We start from the raw sequence: 19,732 nt of genomic DNA, 5'->3' as shown, positions 1-19,732 counted from the left end.
TTTTTATACATATTCAGCTACCTTTTTGAATATCGTTATACGGATTTCGAAAGGGTGGGTGAGCAACTTGTTATTATATGAAAAAGTGCATGAAGAAATAGCGAGAAGAACAACTGCACTTCAAACAATGCAACGGCAAGATGGTACGTGGCGGTTTTGTTTTGAAGGAGCGCCACTAACAGATTGTCATATGATTTTTTTATTAAAATTATTAGGTAAAGATAAAGAGATAGAACCGTTTGTAAAAAGATTAGCATCACTCCAAACAAATGAAGGAACATGGAAATTGTATGAAGATGAAGTGGGTGGTAATTTATCTGCTACAATTCAATCTTATGCTGCCTTACTTGCATCGGAAAAATATACAAAAGAAGATGTGAATATGAAGCGAGCGGAAATGTTTATAAATGAGCGCGGTGGGGTAGCGCGTGCTCATTTTATGACGAAGTTTTTATTAGCGATTCATGGAGAATATGAATATCCTTCTCTCTTTCATTTGCCAACACCAATTATGTTTCTGCAGAATGATTCCCCTCTCAGTATTTTTGAACTGAGTAGCTCAGCACGTATTCATTTAATTCCGATGATGTTGTGTTTAAATAAAAGATTTCGAGTAGGGAAAAAGTTATTGCCAAATTTAAATCACATTGCAGGCGGGGGGGGAGAATGGTTTCGGGAGGATCGGTCTCCAGTTTTTCAAACGTTAGTAAGTGACGTGAAGAAAATTATAACGTATCCACTTTCTTTGCATCATAAAGGATATGAGGAAGTAGAACGTTTTATGAAAGAGCGTATTGATGAAAATGGAACATTATATAGCTACGCAACTGCCTCGTTTTATATGATTTATGCTTTACTTGCATTAGGACATTCTATTCAATCACCAATTATTCAAAAAGCTATAACGGGAATCACATCTTATATATGGAAGATGGAGAGAGGGAGCCATTTGCAAAACTCTCCATCAACTGTATGGGATACAGCTTTACTCAGTTATGCTTTGCAAGAAGCTCAAGTTCCGAAAGCAAGTAAAGTGATTCACAATGCATCAGCATATTTACTAAGAAAACAGCAAACGAAGAAAGTAGATTGGAGTGTACATGCACCGGATCTCTTCCCGGGTGGTTGGGGCTTTTCGGATGTGAATACGACGATTCCAGATGTTGATGATACAACTGCTGCGTTAAGAGCATTGGCGCGAAGTAGAGGGAACGAAAATGTAGACACTGCTTGGAAGCGAGCGGTTAATTGGGTTAAAGGATTGCAAAATAATGATGGTGGTTGGGGGGCTTTTGAAAAAGGGGTAACGAGCCATATATTAGCAAATTTACCAATCGAAAATGCAAGTGATATGATTACAGATCCTTCTACACCAGATATTACAGGAAGAGTATTAGAATTTTTCGGAACGTATACGCAAAATGAATTGCCCGAGAAACAAAAACAAAGTGCGATAAATTGGTTAATGAATGTACAAGAGGAAAATGGATCGTGGTATGGGAAATGGGGAATTTGTTATATATATGGTACGTGGGCAGTGTTGACTGGTTTACGGTCACTAGGAATACCATCTAGCGATCCATCAGTGAAACGAGCAGCTTTATGGCTTGAACATATACAGCATGAAGATGGTGGCTGGGGAGAATCTTGCCAAAGTAGTGTGGAAAAAAGATTTGTTACTTTGCCATTTAGTACACCATCCCAAACAGCATGGGCGTTAGATGCCCTCATTTCTTACTATGATAAAGAAACGCCAGTCATTCGAAAAGGTATTTCATATTTGCTCTCCAACTCTTATATAAATGAAAAATATCCTACTGGAACAGGTTTACCAGGTGGGTTTTATATTCGTTATCATAGTTATGCTCATATATATCCATTGCTTACTTTGGCTCATTATGCAAAAAAATATAGAAAATAAACCGAGAGATGTCTCTCGGTTTATTTTGTTGGGTAGTAGGTCCCTTTTGAAAAGAATAAGGTTGTGATGTACCTTATTTTTCGGTTGATTGGCGCTTTTGACGTGCATCAGCGGCATTTGCACGTGCGTTTGCTTCTAAGTCATTGTGGTCAGCGAGTTCGCGAGAGAACTCAACATCAATGCCATCAGTTGCTTTGCTTTGTTTGAAATTCTTTTTGTTCATTCGACACAATCTCCTTGCGTTTATGCGACGTTGCAAAGTTAGTTTGACACAAATAGACTTTTTTATACAAAGAGGAATTGGAAAGCAAGGAGCCGAAATATACAGTATAAGTAATAGAAATGGGGGATAGGAATGGAGTTTTTAAATGGGAAAACAGCTGTTGTAACAGGAGCTGCACAGGGAATTGGAAAAGAGATTGCAAGGGTTTATGCAAAACTAGGGGCGAAAGTATTAATTAGCGATGTAAATGAAGAAAATCTACAAAAAACGACACGTGAGTTATCAGATGAAGGATATGAAGTGTGCTCATATCGATGTGATGTGAGTAATCAAAATGAAGCAAAGTCGTTAATTGAATATGCGGTTCAAAAATTTGGTACATTACATATTTTGGTGAATAATGCTGGAATTACAAGAGACGCAATGTTACATAAAATGGAGAAGTCTGCTTGGGAACAAGTATTACAAGTGAACTTAACTGGAGTTTTTTATTGTATGCAACCCGCGCTTCTTTACATGAGACAACAAGGGTATGGACGCATTATTAATATATCTTCAATTAGTAGAGAAGGAAACATAGGTCAAGCAAATTATGCGGCTACAAAGGCAGGAGTTGTAGGATTAACGAAAACAGCAGCGAAAGAAGTTGGAAGTTTCGGTATTACTTGTAATGCGATTTGTCCGGGGTTTATGGATACAGATATGACCAAAACGATACCAGATAAAGTGAAAGAAAAGATGGTTGGCGCTATTCCAGTTGGTAGAATTGGAACGCCAGAAGATATTGCGAACGCAGCAGCCTTTTTAGCATCAGAATACGCATCTTATATTACAGGTGAAGTATTAAATGTGAGCGGAGGACTGCAAGTTTAAAGGAATACATAATGAACAGAACCTGACCAGGTAGGTCAGGTTCTTTCTCATTAATTTAAGTTAAGCCAAACGCTCTTTACTTCTGTATAGTTATTTAATGCGTAAGATCCCATTTCACGGCCAAGACCAGATTGTTTAAATCCTCCAAATGGAGATGCTGCATCAAAGACGTTATAACAGTTTACCCATACTGTACCTGCACGTACTTTACTTGCAACATAGTGTGCTGTTTTAACATTTTCTGTCCACACACCAGCCGCTAAGCCGAATTGTGATTTATTTGCACGTTCAATTACTTCATCAATATCGTTAAATGGTATTGCAGAAATAACTGGACCGAAAATTTCTTCTTTTGCGATCGTCATTTCATCATTTACGTCAGCGAATACTGTAGGAGAAACGAAGTAGCCTTGATTGAATGGATTACTTCCTCCGCAAAGGACTTCAGCGCCTTCTTCAATCCCTTTTTCAATGTAGCCCATTACACGTTTTTGTTGTTCTTCGGAAACGAGAGGGCCAATTGTTGTTTCAGGGTTAAGACCGACACCTTGATTTAGTTTTTTAGAATAGAGGATGAGATCAGCCATGACATTATCATACATTTTCTTCGGAACAAATAAGCGTGATCCAGCAGAGCATACTTGTCCTTGGTTAAACATAACACCAGAAAGTGCACCAGGAATCGCGCGAGATAAATCAGCATCTGGCAATATGATATTTGGTGATTTACCGCCTAATTCAAGTGTAACGCGTTTTAATGTTTCGGATGCTTGTCGCATAATTTGTTTACCGACAGGAGTAGAACCGGTAAATGCAATTTTATCAACGAGTGGATGATTAACGAGAGCTTGTCCAGCTGATTCACCGAATCCAGGTACGATATTAATAACACCTTTCGGGAATCCAGCTTCTTCAATTAATTCAGCTAAGTATAGAGCAGATAGTGGAGTTTGTTCTGCAGGTTTTAAAACGATTGTACATCCTGTAGCAAGCGCTGCTCCCATTTTCCACATTGCCATAAGAAGCGGGAAGTTCCAAGGGATAATTTGACCAACGACACCAACAGCTTCATGGCGTGTATAGTTAAAGTAATCACCGGAAACAGGAATTGTTTGACCAACGATTTTCGTAGCCCATCCAGCGTAATAGCGCATATGCTCAATTGCAAGTGGTATGTCTGCTGCCATTGTTTCACGGATTGGCTTTCCGTTATCTAATGTTTCGAGCTGTGCAAGCTCTTCTTTATGTTCTTCCATTAAATCAGCTAACTTGTACATGAGACGGCTTCGCTCAGCGGTGCTCATACGAGACCAAGGACCTTCGTCAAAAGCCATACGAGCTGCGACTACAGCTTTATGAATATCTTCGCGACCAGCTTCAGAAACGACGGCAAGTGTTTCACCAGTTGCTGGGTTAGGTGTTTTAAATGTTTTACCGGAAGCGCTTTCAATGAAAGATCCATTCACATATAACTTTTTTGTACCTTGAAGAAATTTCTCTACCTTTTCATGAAGATTTACAGCTAGTTGACTCATTGTATAACCCCCTTGAAAATATAATGTAAACGCAGTACGAGACGGCGCTTATTCCGAAATCAAGGATGTGGAAACTAGATGGAAAGCCTCTAATTAAAATCATAATTAAGAAATACTGAAAATTCAAATTTCATTTGTGTTACAATTGTAAAAAATATGTAATGTAAGAGAATCTTCTATATGATTATAAAAAATCCTGCTTGTTTTTGCTTTCTAGTAGGAAAAACTAGAAGAACAATGGTACAATAATACATCGTGAGAGGAGGGGTAAAAATGAAAGATTATCATGATGATCCACGCTTTCGAATAGCCCATAGAGAAGCGTTAATTGGTCTTGGACTTGCTATTATTAATTTTATAATATGGTACGGATTTGCTTATGGGCTTGGTAGTAAAAATCCGAATGAATATACATATGTATTAGGTTTTCCCGCATGGTTTTTTTATAGCTGTATCGTTGGATTTATCGTTATGGTTATTTTACTTAGTTTAGTTGTTCGTTTTGTATTTCAAGATATTTCACTCGATGAGGAAGAAAAAAGTGAGGAATAATAGATGAATTGGTATGTAATCATTCCAATGATAATTTCGTTTATCGTTGTATTTTTAATTGGTGTATATGCTTCAAGACGTGTGCAAGCAACTGCTCATAATAAATTTTTACAAGAATATTTTCTTGGTGGGCGTGAGCTAGGCGGTTTATTATTAGCGATGACAATGATTGCTACGTACGGTAGTGCAAGTAGCTTTATTGGTGGCCCTGGTATTGCTTACAATATGGGTCTTGGATGGGTACTGTTATCTGCGATTCAAGTTGTAACAGGCTATATCGTTTTAACGGTTATCGGTAAAAAGTTTGCAATTATCGCTAGGAAGATGGAAGCAATTACTCTTATCGATTATTTAAAAGGGAGATACAATAATAAAGCAGTTGTTATACTTTCTGCGTTATGTATTATTATCTTTTTATTTTCAGCGACAGTAGCCCAGTGGGTCGGTGGTGGACGATTAATCGAGTCACTAACTGGTCTATCGTATACAACAGCACTATTTTTATTTACTTTTTCTGTACTTGTGTACGTATTAATTGGTGGATTTCGTGCAGTTGCTCTATCAGATACATTATTAGGAATCATTATGTTAGTTGGAACGACAATCATTTTAATTGCTACTGTCATTGCTGGTGGTGGAATTGAAAATATTATGCAGGAACTTGTTCAAATTAATCCAAAGTTAATTACACCATTCGGAGCAGATGGCAGTTTAACGAAATCATATGTTACATCATTTTGGATTTTAATTGGAATTGGCGTTGTCGGCTTACCGCAAATTAGCGTGCGTGCCATGTCTTATAAAAATTCAAAAGCGATGCATCAAGCTTTAATAATTGGAACCGTTGTCGTTGGCACAATTATGATCGGTATGCATTTAACTGGTGTATTTGCAAGAGTAGTACTTCCAGGTATAACGGTACCAGATAAAGTAATGCCGCTACTTGCGATGGAAGTGTTACCTCCTTGGTTAGCTGGAGTTTTCTTAGCTGCACCGATGGCAGCGATTATGTCTACAGTAAACTCTTTATTATTACTTGTAAGCTCGTCAATTATTAAAGATATATATGTAAATTACATAAATAAAGATGCAGCAGACAGTACGATAAAAAAAGGAAGTTTGTGGATTACTGGTATTGTAGGACTACTCGTTTATGCAGCGGCGATTAAACCACCAGATTTTTTAATATGGCTAAATTTATTTTCTTTCGGTGGATTAGAAGCAGCATTCATTTGGCCAATCGTATTAGGGTTATATTGGAGGAAAGGAAATGCTACAGGAGCGCTTGCGTCTATTTTAGTTGGGGTAGGCTCATATATGTGTATTCATCTTTTCTATCCAAATCCGTTCGGTATACATACAGTTGTCTTCCCGATTTGTTTTGCGTTTATCGCTTATGTTATTGGAAGTATGAGTGCTGTAAAAAAAACAGTATAGGTTAGCTGAAGAACGTAGTCCTTATAAGACTGCGTTTTTTCGTATGAATTTGTTCTTTTTTATTCTGTATATCCACGGTTATTCATAAATTAATAACAACTGAGGGGATGGAGTTGAGGTCGATGAAAAAAGTGTTATTTTTAGGAGACCCAGGAATTGATGACTCTTTAGCAATTATGTATGGATTGTTGCATCCTGATATTGATATTGTTGGTGTAGTAACGGGATATGGAAATGTAACACAAGAAAAGGCGACAAGTAATGCCGCATATTTATTGCAAATGGCAGGACGGGAAGATATACCTGTTATTAATGGTGCGAAAATTCCTTTATCCGGAGATATTACGACGTATTATCCAGAAATTCATGGGACAGACGGTTTAGGGCCAATTAAACCTCCAAAAACTTTTTCACCAAATATAAAGCCTTTTTGTACATTTTTTGATCTTCTTGAAAAATATAAAGGAGAATTAATAATAGTCGATGCTGGTAGATCAACAACATTAGCGACAGCATTTATTTTAGAAAAGCCGATGATGAAGTATGTGAAAGAATATTATATAATGGGCGGTGCTTTCTTAATGCCTGGCAATGTAACACCAGTCGCAGAGGCGAATTTTCATGGTGATCCCATTGCGTCACAATTAGTTATGCAAAATGCCAAAAATGTGACATTAGTGCCACTTAACGTTACATCTGAAGCAATTATTACACCGGAAATGGTAAAATATATTACGAAACACTCTAAAACGAGTTTTAATAAGTTAATCGAGCCGATATTTACGTACTATTATAAAGCTTATAGAAAGTTAAATCCGAAAATAAAAGGAAGTCCAGTACATGACGTCGTTACAATGATGGTTGCGGCAAATCCATCCCTTTTAGATTATGTATATCGTCGTGTCGATGTAGATACAGCTGGAATTGCAAAAGGAGAGAGTATTGCTGATTTTCGGCCTCAACCTGATGCAAAAGCATTAAAAAATTGGGTGCGAATTGGTTGGTCGTTACATTATAAAAAGTTTCTTGAGGATTTTGTGAAATTTATGACGTAGACATAATAGGAGCATACAAGTTAAAATAATGGAGATGGTTATGTAAATAACCATCTCCATTATTTTGTTTTTAAATGATAAATAGAGAAGAGTTACACAATAGGAGAGGAATTTTACTTGAAAAAAACTATAGTATGCGCAGTAATTGTGGGTATTTTTGTTTTGCTAATATCGGGTAACTTTTTAGTGAAAAAAGTGTGGAGTTCAAATAATGATGATGCACAGTATATTGCATCTTTTATTGAAGAACATAAAGATGAAAAAAATAGTGCGCTTCTAGTAAAGAGAAATGATAAAGTTGTTTATTCTGTAAACCCAAATGTTGTATTGCCAGTTGCTAGTACGATGAAATTAATTGTGGCGCTTGAATATACGAAACAAGTTACTGAAGGGAAAATTGATTCTTCTAGTTTCGTGTCGATTAATGATGTGAATCGCTATTATGTGCCGAATACAGATGGTGGTGCACAAGATAGATGGCAAAAGTATTTGGAGAAAACGGGCAAGATAACTGAAGGAGCGGTTTCTTTAGAAGAAGTGGCAAAAGGAATGGTTAAGTTTAGTTCGAATGCAAATGCTGAATACTTAATGGAATTGTTAGGATTAGATAACATCAATCGAAATTTACAAAGTTTATCACTTCCTGCACATCAACCACTATTTCCAATCGTTTCATCTTTGTATATCCCGGGATATTTGCATAAAGAATTACATGTTCCAAAATATAAAATAGAGAAAAAGTTAAAAGAAATGTCTCAAGAGCAATATCGTGAATATGCGATGATTATTCATGAACGCTTAAAGAAGAAGGGACCATTATTACAGAAGGAAATTCCGCTTTATTTAGAGGAACGTTACGACAAAATTTGGTCAGATAGATTACCAGCAGCTTCTGCAAATGATTATATGGTATTACTTCAAAAGGCAAACCATAAAGGTGGCTTGACAGAAGCTGAAGAAAAAGTGTGGGCAAATATCGTTGAAACAGACATGAGTGCCAAGAAATACCGTAAAACATTTAGACATGCTGGGCAAAAGAATGGTTATACACCATGGACGGTTACAAAAGCAGTTTACGCTATGGATAAACGTGGAAACTGTACGGAGATTGTGTTTTTGGCAAATAATTTAAATGAAGACGATAGTGCAGAAATACGGAAACATTTAGCAAACTTACATTTCCAAGTGTTGCAAAGTGATAAGTATGATGCGACTTTTATTAAATAAACTCGGTGCAGAGAGCACCGAGTTTATTTTTATGTACAAGCACTTTTTTTCTATCTCTGGGTATGATGGGTAGTAATACTTAGGTGAGAGGGGAAAAGGTGATGAAACAAAGTAAAGAAGAGTTTATAAAGAGTGAAGGCGCTGATTTCCCTGGGAAAACATATGTGGATTGTGTATTACAACATGTATTTCATTTTCAAAGAAATTACTTATTGAAAGATATGTTTCAAGTGCATAAAGCACATATTACGATGCTGACGGAAGAAAATTTAATGAAAAAGGAAGAAGCTAAAGTTATATTACACGCATTAAAAAAGGTAGAGGGAATTCCAGAAGAGCAATTGCTCTATACAGAGCAGCATGAAGATCTCTTTTTTTTAGTCGAACATTTAATTTCTCAAGAAGCGAAATGCGATTTTGTAAGTAATATGCATATTGGTAGAAGTAGAAATGATATGGGCGTAACGATGTATCGCATGAGTTTAAGGCGATATGTATTACGATTAATAGAACATCATTTGTTATTGCAAGAAAGTGTACTGCAACTTGCCGTTGATCATAAGGAAACGATCATGCCAGCTTATACACATACACAACCAGCACAGCCAACAACATTTGGTCATTATACGTTAGCAATTTATGATACGATGCAAAGAGATTTAGAACGAATGAAAAAAACGTACCAGCTTTTAAATCAGTCTCCAATGGGGGCAGCTGCACTCTCTACAACAAGTTTCCCGATTAAACGAGAACGAGTTGCTCATCTACTTGGATTTACAAATGTAATTGAGAACTCATATGATGCTGTTGCTGGAGCGGATTATTTATTAGAAGTTAGCTCGCTACTTATGGTAATGATGACGAATACGAGTAGATGGATTCATGACTTTTTGTTGTTAGCAACGAAAGAATATGACGGTATTACTGTTGCAAAGCCATATGTACAAATCAGTAGTATTATGCCGCAAAAACGAAATCCGGTTTCAATTGAACACGCTCGTGCAATTACAAGTAGTGCTTTAGGAGAAGCATTTACAGTATTTCAAATGATTCATAATACACCATTTGGTGATATTGTCGATACGGAAGATGACTTGCAGCCATATTTATATAAAGGGATTGAAAAGGCAATTCGTGTTTTTTGTATGATGAATGCAGTGATCCGAACGATGAAAGTAGAAGAAGAAACGTTAAAAAGTCGTTCCTATAAACATGCAATAACGATAACGGATTTCGCCGATGTTTTAACAAAAAACTATGAAATTCCATTTCGGTATGCTCATCATGCAGCAAGTGCTATTGCAAATATGTCATTGGAGCAGAAAAAAGAACTACATGAATTACACTTCAAAGAGGTAAATATGTACTTGCAAGAACATTTTAAAATAAATTTATTAGAAAAAGAGTGGAAAGAAATTATATCGCCAGAAGCTTTTATTCAAAAAAGAAATGTATACGGTGGACCGAGTAAAAAAGAAATGAATCGTATGATTAAAAATCGACAAGAGTCATTTCGAAAAGAAGAAGATGTATTTGAAAAGGAAAAACAGAGAATTTTACAAGCTGAAAATGCTTTGAATACATTAGCTTTGAATATTATTGAATCGTAAAAGAGGGATTTAATGAATTAATCGCCAATACTTAATTAAAATATAAATAGAGAGAAGAGATTGTCGATGATTCAATTACATGTATATGAAGAGATTTTTCATTTTAAAGAAGATGTTACACCATTTCTAGAAAAGAATGAGCAGGAAAACAATCTCATATTAGGTGTATTACAAATGGTCCAACAACCAACATTTATGGGGATAGCGAAACAAGGAGAAGAAATTGCGGTTGTATTTCTGCAAACAGAAGAGAAGAAACAAATCATTGTTGCAACTTCTGAAATTTCGGGAGTAGCTATTGAGGAACTTGCAAAAGAGTTAACGAAAGTATATCCGGATATTCCTGGATTGATCGGTAATAAGAAAATTGTACAGAAATTAGCGGAAGAGATTGCGGTATTAGAAAATAAGAAAATGAATGTTGCAATGGAGCAAGGTGTGTATGAGTTGAACAGAGTAAAGAAGAAGTGTAATGCGAATGGACTTTTTCGAGCGGTAAATAATGATGAATTACCATTAATAGAACAGTGGATATATCAATTTTGTGAAGATGTAAAGCTTCCTACTACGAAAGAAGAAGCAAAACAAACTGCATATACATTAATAACTACAAATCGACTGTTTGGTTTGGAAGTGGATGGGAAACTCGTTTCTGTAGCTGCAAAAACGAGACCAACTAAAAATAATATAACAGTTAATTTTGTATATACGCCGAAAGAAGCAAGGAAAAAGGGATACGCATCTAAGTGTGTAGCGGCACTTAGTCAACGTATGTTAGATGAAGGGTACAAGACGACTACGTTATATACTGATTTAGCGAATCCGACATCGAATAAAATTTATCAAGAAATTGGTTATGAGCAAATTGCGGAGTCTGTGCTTATATTTTTAGAGAAGTAGAACAAAAAGGCGTGCTATTTTAGCACGCCTTTTTGTTATTCATCGATTCTAATAACCTCGCCTTGAGGGAAGTCCTCAGTTTCTAGTAAGTTACGAATAGCTTTCGCAACATATTCAGGTGATAATAGTTTTCCTTCTTCTTTTAATGCAATGAAGCGGTCCAAATTTATGAAATCTTCTTTATTTGTTTCGCGAATTTGTGATTGCATATTTGTATCAACAACGCCAGGTGCAAAAGCGACGATTTTTACTGGATATTCTTTTTCCACTTCTTCAGTTGCTACGCACTGTGTAAACATATTTACACCAGCTTTCGTTGTACAATAAGCGCCCCAGCCAAAGTAAGGGTTTTTTCCTGCACCAGATGAAATGTTAATAACGCGTTTATCTACTTTCCAGTCTTTCGTATGTTTCATAAATGTAGATGTAAGAATCATAGGTGCAAGTAAATTAATGTGAACGTTCGTAATGAATTGTTCACTTTCAGCTTTTTCAATTGGCTTCATAGGTGCAACTGTACCCGCATTATTAATTAAATGAATAGAGGATACATTGTCTTTTTTAATAGATGAAATGATCTCTTTAAAGTTAGTTTCTAAGTTATGTACATCTTGAAGATCTAGGGAATGAAAAATGCAATTGCTGTTATATTGCTCTGCAAGTTTTGTAAGCTCTTGATTTTCTCTTCTAGAAATAGAGATGACAGTTGTATTTTTTTCTAATAATTGCGTAGCGATTGCCTCACCTAAACCTTGTGAAGTTCCTGTTATGATAACGTAGCGCATAGTTTTATAAACCCCTCTCATATGTGCGGAATTTTGTTGGACAACGTACATTGTATAGTTTGTCTACATTTTATAGTATAGAGCACTTTTTACTATAATTGAAATGAGATGATTGTGTGCCTTTTATAAATAGGTTTACGACAACAGTACCTGGTGCCGTCACGTTTACTGGGAATACGCTGGGACTTAGCCCTACATCACCTGCACCAGGTAATATTTTTGGTACACTTGCTGTGTTTACGACAGTAAATACAGCATTGCAAGTACCAGGGTTCCCAGCAGGGACAACAGATGAATGGCAATTGAATTCTTCAAGTGCAATTTTAAATCTTCCAGCGGGAAGCAGTGTATTATATGCAGAATTAGTTTGGGCTGGTACTTTCCGGACTGATACGGAAGATGTGTTACCATTTTTAAATGATAACATTACATTTACAACGCCAGCAGGGACGTTTTCTGTTACGCCAGATCCTGCTACCGCGCAGCAAGGTTCAGTAGGAAATCAGTTTTATTATGCTCGCTCTGCCAATGTAACAAATCTTGTTAGTGCAGGTGGAGCAGGCACATATACAACGGGTGCTGTGCCAGCTGCAAGAACTTCAGCCGACCCGACAATCAGTCGTTCAGCTGGATGGACGCTTGAGGTTGTGTATCAAAATGCAAGTTTACCACTTCGAAATTTGTCAGTATATGCAGGTCAAGAAATTATCGATGCTTCATCCCCGCCAGTTGATGCTACAATTTCAGGTTTTGCTACGCCGGCAACAGGAGCTGTTACAGGAAGAGTGCTCGTAACTGCTCAAGAAGGTGATTCTAACATTGTTGGAGATCAACTTCGCTTTGGGCCGAATGCAAATGCTACAGTTGCATTATTCGGACCGAGAAATCCTGCGAATAATTTCTTTCAGTCACAAATTTGTAATGATAGTGGAAATTTAGATACGAGCGGCACGTTTGGAGATTTGAATCAGCCGTTAGGGGTAGCTTTGGCCGTCCGAAGACAAGGGTGGGATATTACGAATGTAGATGCCTCCTCATCTTTAGTAAACAGTCAAACATCAGCAACGGTTCGATTTGTTACAAATGGAGATGGATACGCAGCAGCTGGTTTTGGTGTTCAAATTGATGCAACAGGTCCAATTATTAATCCTGTTAAATCAGTTAATAGAACAGTCGCAGGGGTAGGGGATACCCTCACTTATACGATTACGGTCCCAAATACAGGAACAGGAAGTGCAGAAAACGTTGTATTACGTGATAGTATTCCGAACGGAACGACGTTTGTTGCAGGTAGTGTTACGGTAGGGGGAGTAACACAGCCGAATGCAAACCCTTCTAATGGAATTAATTTAGGTACAATCCCAAATAACACGCAAAGAATTGTTACATTTCAAGTTCGAATAATATCATTCCCGAATCCCAATCCTATTTTAAATCGTGCAATGGTGTCATATCAATTTCGTCCTTTCATTGGTAGTCCTCCTATTACAAGTACGTCTTCTTCAAACACAGTACAAACGACAGTGAATCAAGCAACTATAAGTATGCAGAAATCTGTAGATTTACAGACGGCAACGCTTAATGATGTATTAACGTACACAGTTAATATCACAAATAATGGAAATGTCACTGCGAGCAATGTTATTTTTGTTGATAGTATCCCTGCTGGAACAACATTTGTCGCAAATAGCGTTACGGTAAATGGAGTAGCGCGTCCAGGAGCGAATCCAGCAAGTAGTATTAATCTAGGAAGTATTAATGCTTCGCAAACGACTGTAGTGCGCTTTCAAGTTCGAGTAACATCGAACCCTCTTGTCAATCCAATTCCAAACCGTGCAAGTGCAACATTTACCTTTACTCCAGTGCCTGGTCAACAACCAGTTTCAGGGCAAGCGACAAGTAATACTGTAGTTACGACAATTAATATAGCTGATATAACAACGAGAAAAACAGTGGATAGAGCTTTTGCAACGGTTAACGATGTTCTTACGTACACGGTAACAATTCAAAATACAGGAAATGTACTTGCAACGAACGTTATTTTTCAAGATCCAATACCAATTGGAACGACATTTATAGCAAATAGTGTGACTGTGGATGGGGTTTCACAACCTGGGGTAAATCCAGCGACTGGGTTTACAGTAGCAAATATATCTCCCGGCGGAAGTAGGACAGTGACTTTTCAAGTACGAGTGACATCAACGCCATCAGGAGGCACAATTGCGAATCGCGGAAATGTAACTGCTAATTTCGTCGTTATTCCAAATCAGCCACCAATAACGATTAATAGACAAACGAATACAGTTGTGACACAAGTTAATACAGGCGGTTTAAATGTAATAAAAGAAGTGAATACAACGCAAGCGGCAGTAGGAGACACTTTAACATACACAATTGCCGTTCAAAATACAGGGAATGTTCCGTTAACAAATGTATTTTTCCAAGACCCTATTTCTTCTGCTGTTTCATTTGTTGCAAATTCTGTAACAATTAATGGAGTACAGCAAAGTGGACTAAATCCGAATACAGGATTCTCTCTTCCGAATATTCCTGCGGCTCAAACGGTTGTAGTCACATTTGACGTAGTAATTGTACAGAATCCAGAAAATGAAGATATTTTAAATCAAGCAAATGTAACAGCAAGCTTTCAAGTGAATCCGAATGAACCACCAGTAACAATCAATGTACCGAGTAATGTTGTGAATACGACAGTACAATCAGGAAACTTTGAAGTTGTGAAAGCAGTCAATACGGATGTTGCAACAGTAGGGGATATTTTAGTATATACAATAGAAGTCATAAATGCAGGTAGTGTACCAGCTACGAATGTATTTTTCCAAGATTCAATTCCCCAAGGGACATTATTTATTGAAAATAGTGTAGTTGTGAATGGTGTTTTACAAGAAGGGGCAGATCCAGAACTTGGATTCCCATTAAATAATTTGCCTACTGGCGCCAGTGTTATTGTTACATTTGAAGTATTAATTGATGAAATTCCCCAAGGAAATAATGTTGTAAATAATGCGAATGTAACTGGAGATTTCCTTGTAAATCCAACAGAGCCGCCGATTACTGTAACAGTACCAAGTAATACTGTTATGACGATCGTGAATTCTTCAGGGTTAAATGTAATGAAAAGTGTAAGTGCTACTGAAGCCGGTGTAGGAGATACGTTAACGTATACAGTTCGTATACAAAATAGTGGAACGGTGACAGCGACAAATGTATCATTCCTTGATCCGATTCCAGTTGGAACCACTTTTGTAGCGAATAGTGTAACAATAAACGGGACGCCTCAACCAGGTTTAAACCCGACAACTGGATTTCCACTTGCTAATATTCCAGTAGGAGGAATGGTGACGGTCACTTTTCAAGTGACAATCACGAGTGTACCACCAAATAGAGTTCTTCCGAATAATGCGAATGTCACTGCTGATTTCCAAGTAAGTCCTCTCCAGCCACCAATTACAATTGTAACGATTAGTAATATTGTTGTGACGCGAGTGAATGTAGGATCACTTAATGTAATGAAGAGTGTAAATACACTACAAGCCGGTGTAGGAGATACGTTAACGTATACGATTCTTATTCAAAATACAGGAACTGTTCCTGCAACGAATATTGTTTTTCAAGATCCAATTCCGTCTGGTACTGCCTTTGTAGCAAATAGTGTGACGATAAATGGAGTCGTACAGCAAGGCGCGGATCCTATGCTAGGTTTCCCGGTACCAAATATTCCGGTCGGGCAAACGGCTACGATTACGTTTCAAGTTACAGTGACGAGTGTTCCGAGCGGTGGAAATATAAGAAACCAATCGAACGTTACTGCAAGTTTTCTTATAAATCCAGCAAACCCTCCAATAACGACTGTTACAAATAGTAATTTTGTAGTGACGCAAGTAAACACAGCACAGTTAAATATACAAAAATCTTCATCTGTACAACAAGCAGCACTTGGAGAAACTTACACGTATTCTGTTGTCATTCGAAATAACGGTACAGTAACAGCAACGAATGTCTCTTTCCTTGATCCAATTGCTTTAGAAACAACTTTTGTAGCAAATAGTGTAACGATAAATGGAACGCCACAATCTGGATTTGACCCAAATGTTGGTTTCCCGCTTCCTAATATTGCAGCTGGAACATCATTGACAGTAACGTTCCAAGTTACGGTAGTTGCACCGTCTACACGTGGAGCGGTATTAAATACAGCATCTGCTACAGCCACTTTCTTATTAAATCCTTTACAGCCACCTGTAACAACAACGAATTCAAGTAATACAACGGTAGTTACAATACCGTTACCTCCTCCTGGTGAAGTAACTGCAACAAAAACAGTTGATGTTGCAACTGGGGCCGTTGGGGATGTATTAACGTATACTGTGCTCATTTCAAACGTAGGAATTATCCCTGTTACAGATGTGTTCTTCCAAGATGTCATACCAGAAGGAACGACGTTTGTTGACAATAGTGTAACGATAGGTGGAGTGCAGCAACTTGGTTTAAATCCAGAAATAGGATTTACAGTTACTCCATTATTAATCGCTGGTGGAAGTATTGAGGTCACATTCCAAGTGACGATTACAGAAATTCCAGATAATGAAGTCATATTAAATGATGCAGATGTTACATTTACTTCACAACCAAATCCGCAGGAACCACCGATTACGGAAACGATATTAACAAATTTAGTCGTTACGACAATTAATATAGCCTTTATTTTTCCGTTGAAACTAGTAGATAAAGAAGTAGCGACGGTAGGAGAAATATTAACGTATGATGTATTGATTTTTAATTTCGGAACAGTGCCAGCGACGAATGTTCAATTTATCGATACTACTTCCGCGGGTGTAGCATTTGTACCAGGAAGTGTGAGCATAAACGGGGTACCAGCACCAGGATTAGATCCTTTCATTGGTTTTACAGTTCCAGATATACCTGTCGATGATTTTGTACTTGTCACATATCAGGAAGTGGTTACAAGCATACCAGAAGGTGGAACGATTGTTAATTTTGTAGACGTTACAGCTACATTTGCTGTAAGTGAAACAGAACCGCCTATTACGGAAACAACGACAAGTAATACGACATTAACAGAAATCAATGAGCCTGGTTTGAATGTTTTAAAATCAGTGAGTCAGCCGGTTGTTGCAGTAGGCGATACAATCACATATACAACAGTAGTTCAAAATACAGGAACAGTGCCAGCAACGAATGTTCAATATAGTGATGTATTACCTTCCTCTATAGCATTCGTGCCGAACACTGTAACGATAGACGGTGTGTTACAACCTGGATTCAATCCGAATAATGGATTCCCGCTTCCAGATATAAACCCAGGTGAAAGTGTAGAAGTCATCTTCCAAGTAACCGTTGTTAGTGCGCCATCAAACGGAACAATTGCCAATACGGCAAATGTAACTGGAAGTTTTGTATTAGTACCAGGAGAACCACCAGTTATAGTAACAGAGCCGAGCAATACAACACTTACAACTGTAAATAGAGGGCAATTTAATGTTATTAAACAAGTAAATAGGGTTGCTACTCTCGTTGGAGATATATTAACGTATACGGTTCAAATAACAAATACTGGAACAGTAACAGCTAATGCTGTTCAGTTTGTTGATACCATTTCAGCAGGGGCGTCATTTGTACCAAATAGTGTAACGATAAATGGAGCCTCGCAACCAAACTTAAATCCGATTACTGGATTTGGAGTTGGAGATATCCCAGTTGGTGAAACAGTTATAGTGACGTTTCAAGCGACAGTTACAAACATCCCGTCATCAGGAACAATTACGAACGTTGCAAATATAACAGGAAGCTTTACTTTAGTGCCAGGAGAACCACCAGTTGTAGTAACAGAGCCGAGTAATACGACGATAACTAGAGTGAATAGAGGACGATTCAGCGTTATAAAATCTGTAAATAAAGAAGCGACACGATTAGGAGATACGTTAACGTATAGTGTGCAAGTTACAAATACGGGAACGGTAACAGCAACGAATGTTCAGTTTATCGATGTTCCATCACCTAGTTTAGAATTCGTTCCTGGAAGTGTACAAATAAATGGGATTCCGCAAGTAGGTTTAGATCCATTTGTAGGCTTTGCATTGCCTGATCTTGCAGTAGGGGATAGTGTATTAATTACATTTGAAGTAAATGTAATCGCAGTTCCGCCTTCTAGTAGCATTATGAATACAGCAAGAGTAACGGGTGATTTCGAATTGATTCCAGGAGAACCTCCGTCTACAATTACAAATTCAAGTAATACGACGGTTACGCCGGTAAATAGAGGTAGCTTAGATATGCTAAAAGAAGTAGACCATTCAGTTGTTGGTGTAGGAGAAACGGTAACGTATACTGTTCGTATATTAAATACTGGTACTGCTGATGCAATGAATGTTCAATTTATCGATGTGCTATCTCAGGAAGCTGATTTCGTTCCAAATAGTGTAACGATAAATGGGGTTCCGCAACCGGGGGTAAATCCGCAGATTGGATTTACGATACCTGATATACCAGTTGGTGAGACGGCACTTGTAACATATGAAGCTACGATTACAAGTTTTCCGGATGGTGGTACAGTAGTGAACGTTGCTGGGGCGTTAGCAGAATATATTTTAGTACCAGGGGAGCCGCCAGTTACAGTGATGGATACAAGCAATACAGTTATAGTGACGGTAAATACTGCAATCTTATTTGTTGCAAAAGGAGCAAACTTTGAAGTAGCAATGATAGGGGATGTTGTCACTTACGGAATCGCTGTTATAAATGATAGTACAGTTCCTGTGACCAATATTGTGTTAACAGATATCATTGATCCGAATACGCTATTTATAAATGGTACGGTAACTGTAAATGATGTACCTCTTCCATTTGCTAATCCGAATACTGGTATTCCGTTAGGTGATTTTCAGCCAAATGATGCAGCAATTATTAATTTCCAAGTTGTAATAATAGGAGGGCAAGTAAATAATTTAGTTACAAATACTGCTACAGCGAATGGGCTTGCAACTGTAAATCCGAATGAGCCGCCAGTAGTAGTTGAAGGTGATAGTAATACAGTTGTTATCCCGTTTATTCCTCAAAATGTCTCAACGACAGTCGTAAAAACGGCAGATTTACAGGTAGCAACAATTGGAGATGTCATTACGTTTACGACAGTCATCACAAATACGGGTGATACTGTAATGCAAAATATTCGTTTTCAAGATATGTTAGATAGTAGTGTTCGATTTGTTCCTGGAAGTGTAACGGTTGATAATACGCCAGTGCCGAATGTAAGCCCGGCAGTAGGGTTTCTTATCGGAAGTTTAAATCCTGGTGAAGCAAGGACAGTTTCGTTCCAAGTAGCAGTACAGAGCGCGCCAAATGGTTCAGGAAATTATATAAATCAAGCGAGTATTCGTTTTGAACATCAAGTAGGCACAGTATTGCCACCTGTTACACAAATAGTAGAAAGTAACATAGTTGTCATTCCATTTGTTCCAACGATTGAACAAATTTGCGAAACAAACTTTAATTGCTTAGATAAGATTCCATTTCAATGTTCTCCGTGCAATCATTTGCATGGACATAAAAAATAAAAACAGAAAGAGCATCCTGAAAAAT

General features: G+C 37.5%; 12 protein-coding genes. 9 read left to right on the top strand and 3 right to left on the bottom strand.

Going from position 1 to position 19,732, the window contains the following annotated elements:
* Positions 1 to 67 precede the first annotated feature (67 nt).
* A complete protein-coding gene (locus M1D73_RS18210; protein WP_000928146.1) occupies positions 68 to 1,921 on the top strand; it encodes a terpene cyclase/mutase family protein in 1,854 nt (617 codons plus the stop codon).
* A gap of 73 nt (positions 1,922 to 1,994) precedes the next feature.
* Here the strand turns inward: M1D73_RS18210 and M1D73_RS18205 are convergent, their stop codons facing one another.
* Complete coding sequence (locus tag M1D73_RS18205) at positions 1,995 to 2,144, bottom strand: YfhD family protein (protein WP_001035815.1); 150 nt, start codon at positions 2,142 to 2,144, stop codon at positions 1,995 to 1,997.
* Between the two features lie 132 nt (positions 2,145 to 2,276).
* On the opposite strand from M1D73_RS18205, the gene fabG reads away from it, so the two are divergent.
* Positions 2,277 to 3,017, top strand: coding sequence for a 3-oxoacyl-ACP reductase FabG (gene fabG, locus M1D73_RS18200; protein ID WP_000395038.1), 741 nt, complete (start codon positions 2,277 to 2,279; stop codon positions 3,015 to 3,017).
* Positions 3,018 to 3,067: 50 nt separating this feature from the next.
* Here the strand turns inward: fabG and dhaS are convergent, their stop codons facing one another.
* Positions 3,068 to 4,552, bottom strand: coding sequence for an aldehyde dehydrogenase DhaS (gene dhaS, locus M1D73_RS18195; RefSeq protein ID WP_121868206.1), 1,485 nt, complete (start codon positions 4,550 to 4,552; stop codon positions 3,068 to 3,070).
* Positions 4,553 to 4,825: 273 nt separating this feature from the next.
* Between dhaS and M1D73_RS18190 the strand changes: the two genes are divergently transcribed.
* From M1D73_RS18190 to M1D73_RS18165, 6 genes are all read left to right on the top strand, one after another.
* A complete protein-coding gene (locus M1D73_RS18190) occupies positions 4,826 to 5,104 on the top strand; it encodes a YhdT family protein (RefSeq protein ID WP_000656239.1) in 279 nt (92 codons plus the stop codon).
* Between the two features lie 3 nt (positions 5,105 to 5,107).
* Complete coding sequence (gene panF / locus M1D73_RS18185; RefSeq protein ID WP_481157933.1) at positions 5,108 to 6,541, top strand: sodium/pantothenate symporter; 1,434 nt, start codon at positions 5,108 to 5,110, stop codon at positions 6,539 to 6,541.
* Positions 6,542 to 6,663: 122 nt separating this feature from the next.
* Positions 6,664 to 7,596: a nucleoside hydrolase gene (locus tag M1D73_RS18180; RefSeq protein WP_000756458.1), complete on the top strand. Its 933-nt coding sequence runs from the start codon at positions 6,664 to 6,666 to the stop codon at positions 7,594 to 7,596.
* 117 nt (positions 7,597 to 7,713) lie between these two features.
* Positions 7,714 to 8,823 carry a serine hydrolase gene (locus M1D73_RS18175; RefSeq protein ID WP_000751366.1) on the top strand — a complete coding sequence of 370 codons (1,110 nt, stop codon included), beginning with the start codon at positions 7,714 to 7,716 and terminating at the stop codon, positions 8,821 to 8,823.
* Between the two features lie 101 nt (positions 8,824 to 8,924).
* The gene (gene argH / locus M1D73_RS18170) at positions 8,925 to 10,433 is read left to right on the top strand and encodes an argininosuccinate lyase (protein WP_481157932.1); all 1,509 of its coding nucleotides are present in this window, start codon (positions 8,925 to 8,927) and stop codon (positions 10,431 to 10,433) included.
* Positions 10,434 to 10,499: 66 nt separating this feature from the next.
* Complete coding sequence (locus M1D73_RS18165; protein WP_000615384.1) at positions 10,500 to 11,333, top strand: GNAT family N-acetyltransferase; 834 nt, start codon at positions 10,500 to 10,502, stop codon at positions 11,331 to 11,333.
* 35 nt (positions 11,334 to 11,368) lie between these two features.
* On the opposite strand, the gene M1D73_RS18160 is transcribed toward M1D73_RS18165, so the two are convergent.
* Positions 11,369 to 12,118, bottom strand: coding sequence for a (S)-benzoin forming benzil reductase (locus M1D73_RS18160; RefSeq protein ID WP_001271070.1), 750 nt, complete (start codon positions 12,116 to 12,118; stop codon positions 11,369 to 11,371).
* Between the two features lie 116 nt (positions 12,119 to 12,234).
* Between M1D73_RS18160 and M1D73_RS18155 the strand changes: the two genes are divergently transcribed.
* Complete coding sequence (locus M1D73_RS18155; RefSeq protein WP_121868207.1) at positions 12,235 to 19,707, top strand: DUF7507 domain-containing protein; 7,473 nt, start codon at positions 12,235 to 12,237, stop codon at positions 19,705 to 19,707.
* The last annotated feature ends 25 nt before the right edge of the window (positions 19,708 to 19,732 follow it).

Source organism: Bacillus sp. PK3-067, from assembly GCF_056738645.1.
This window is presented reverse-complemented; position numbering and strand designations above follow the sequence as displayed.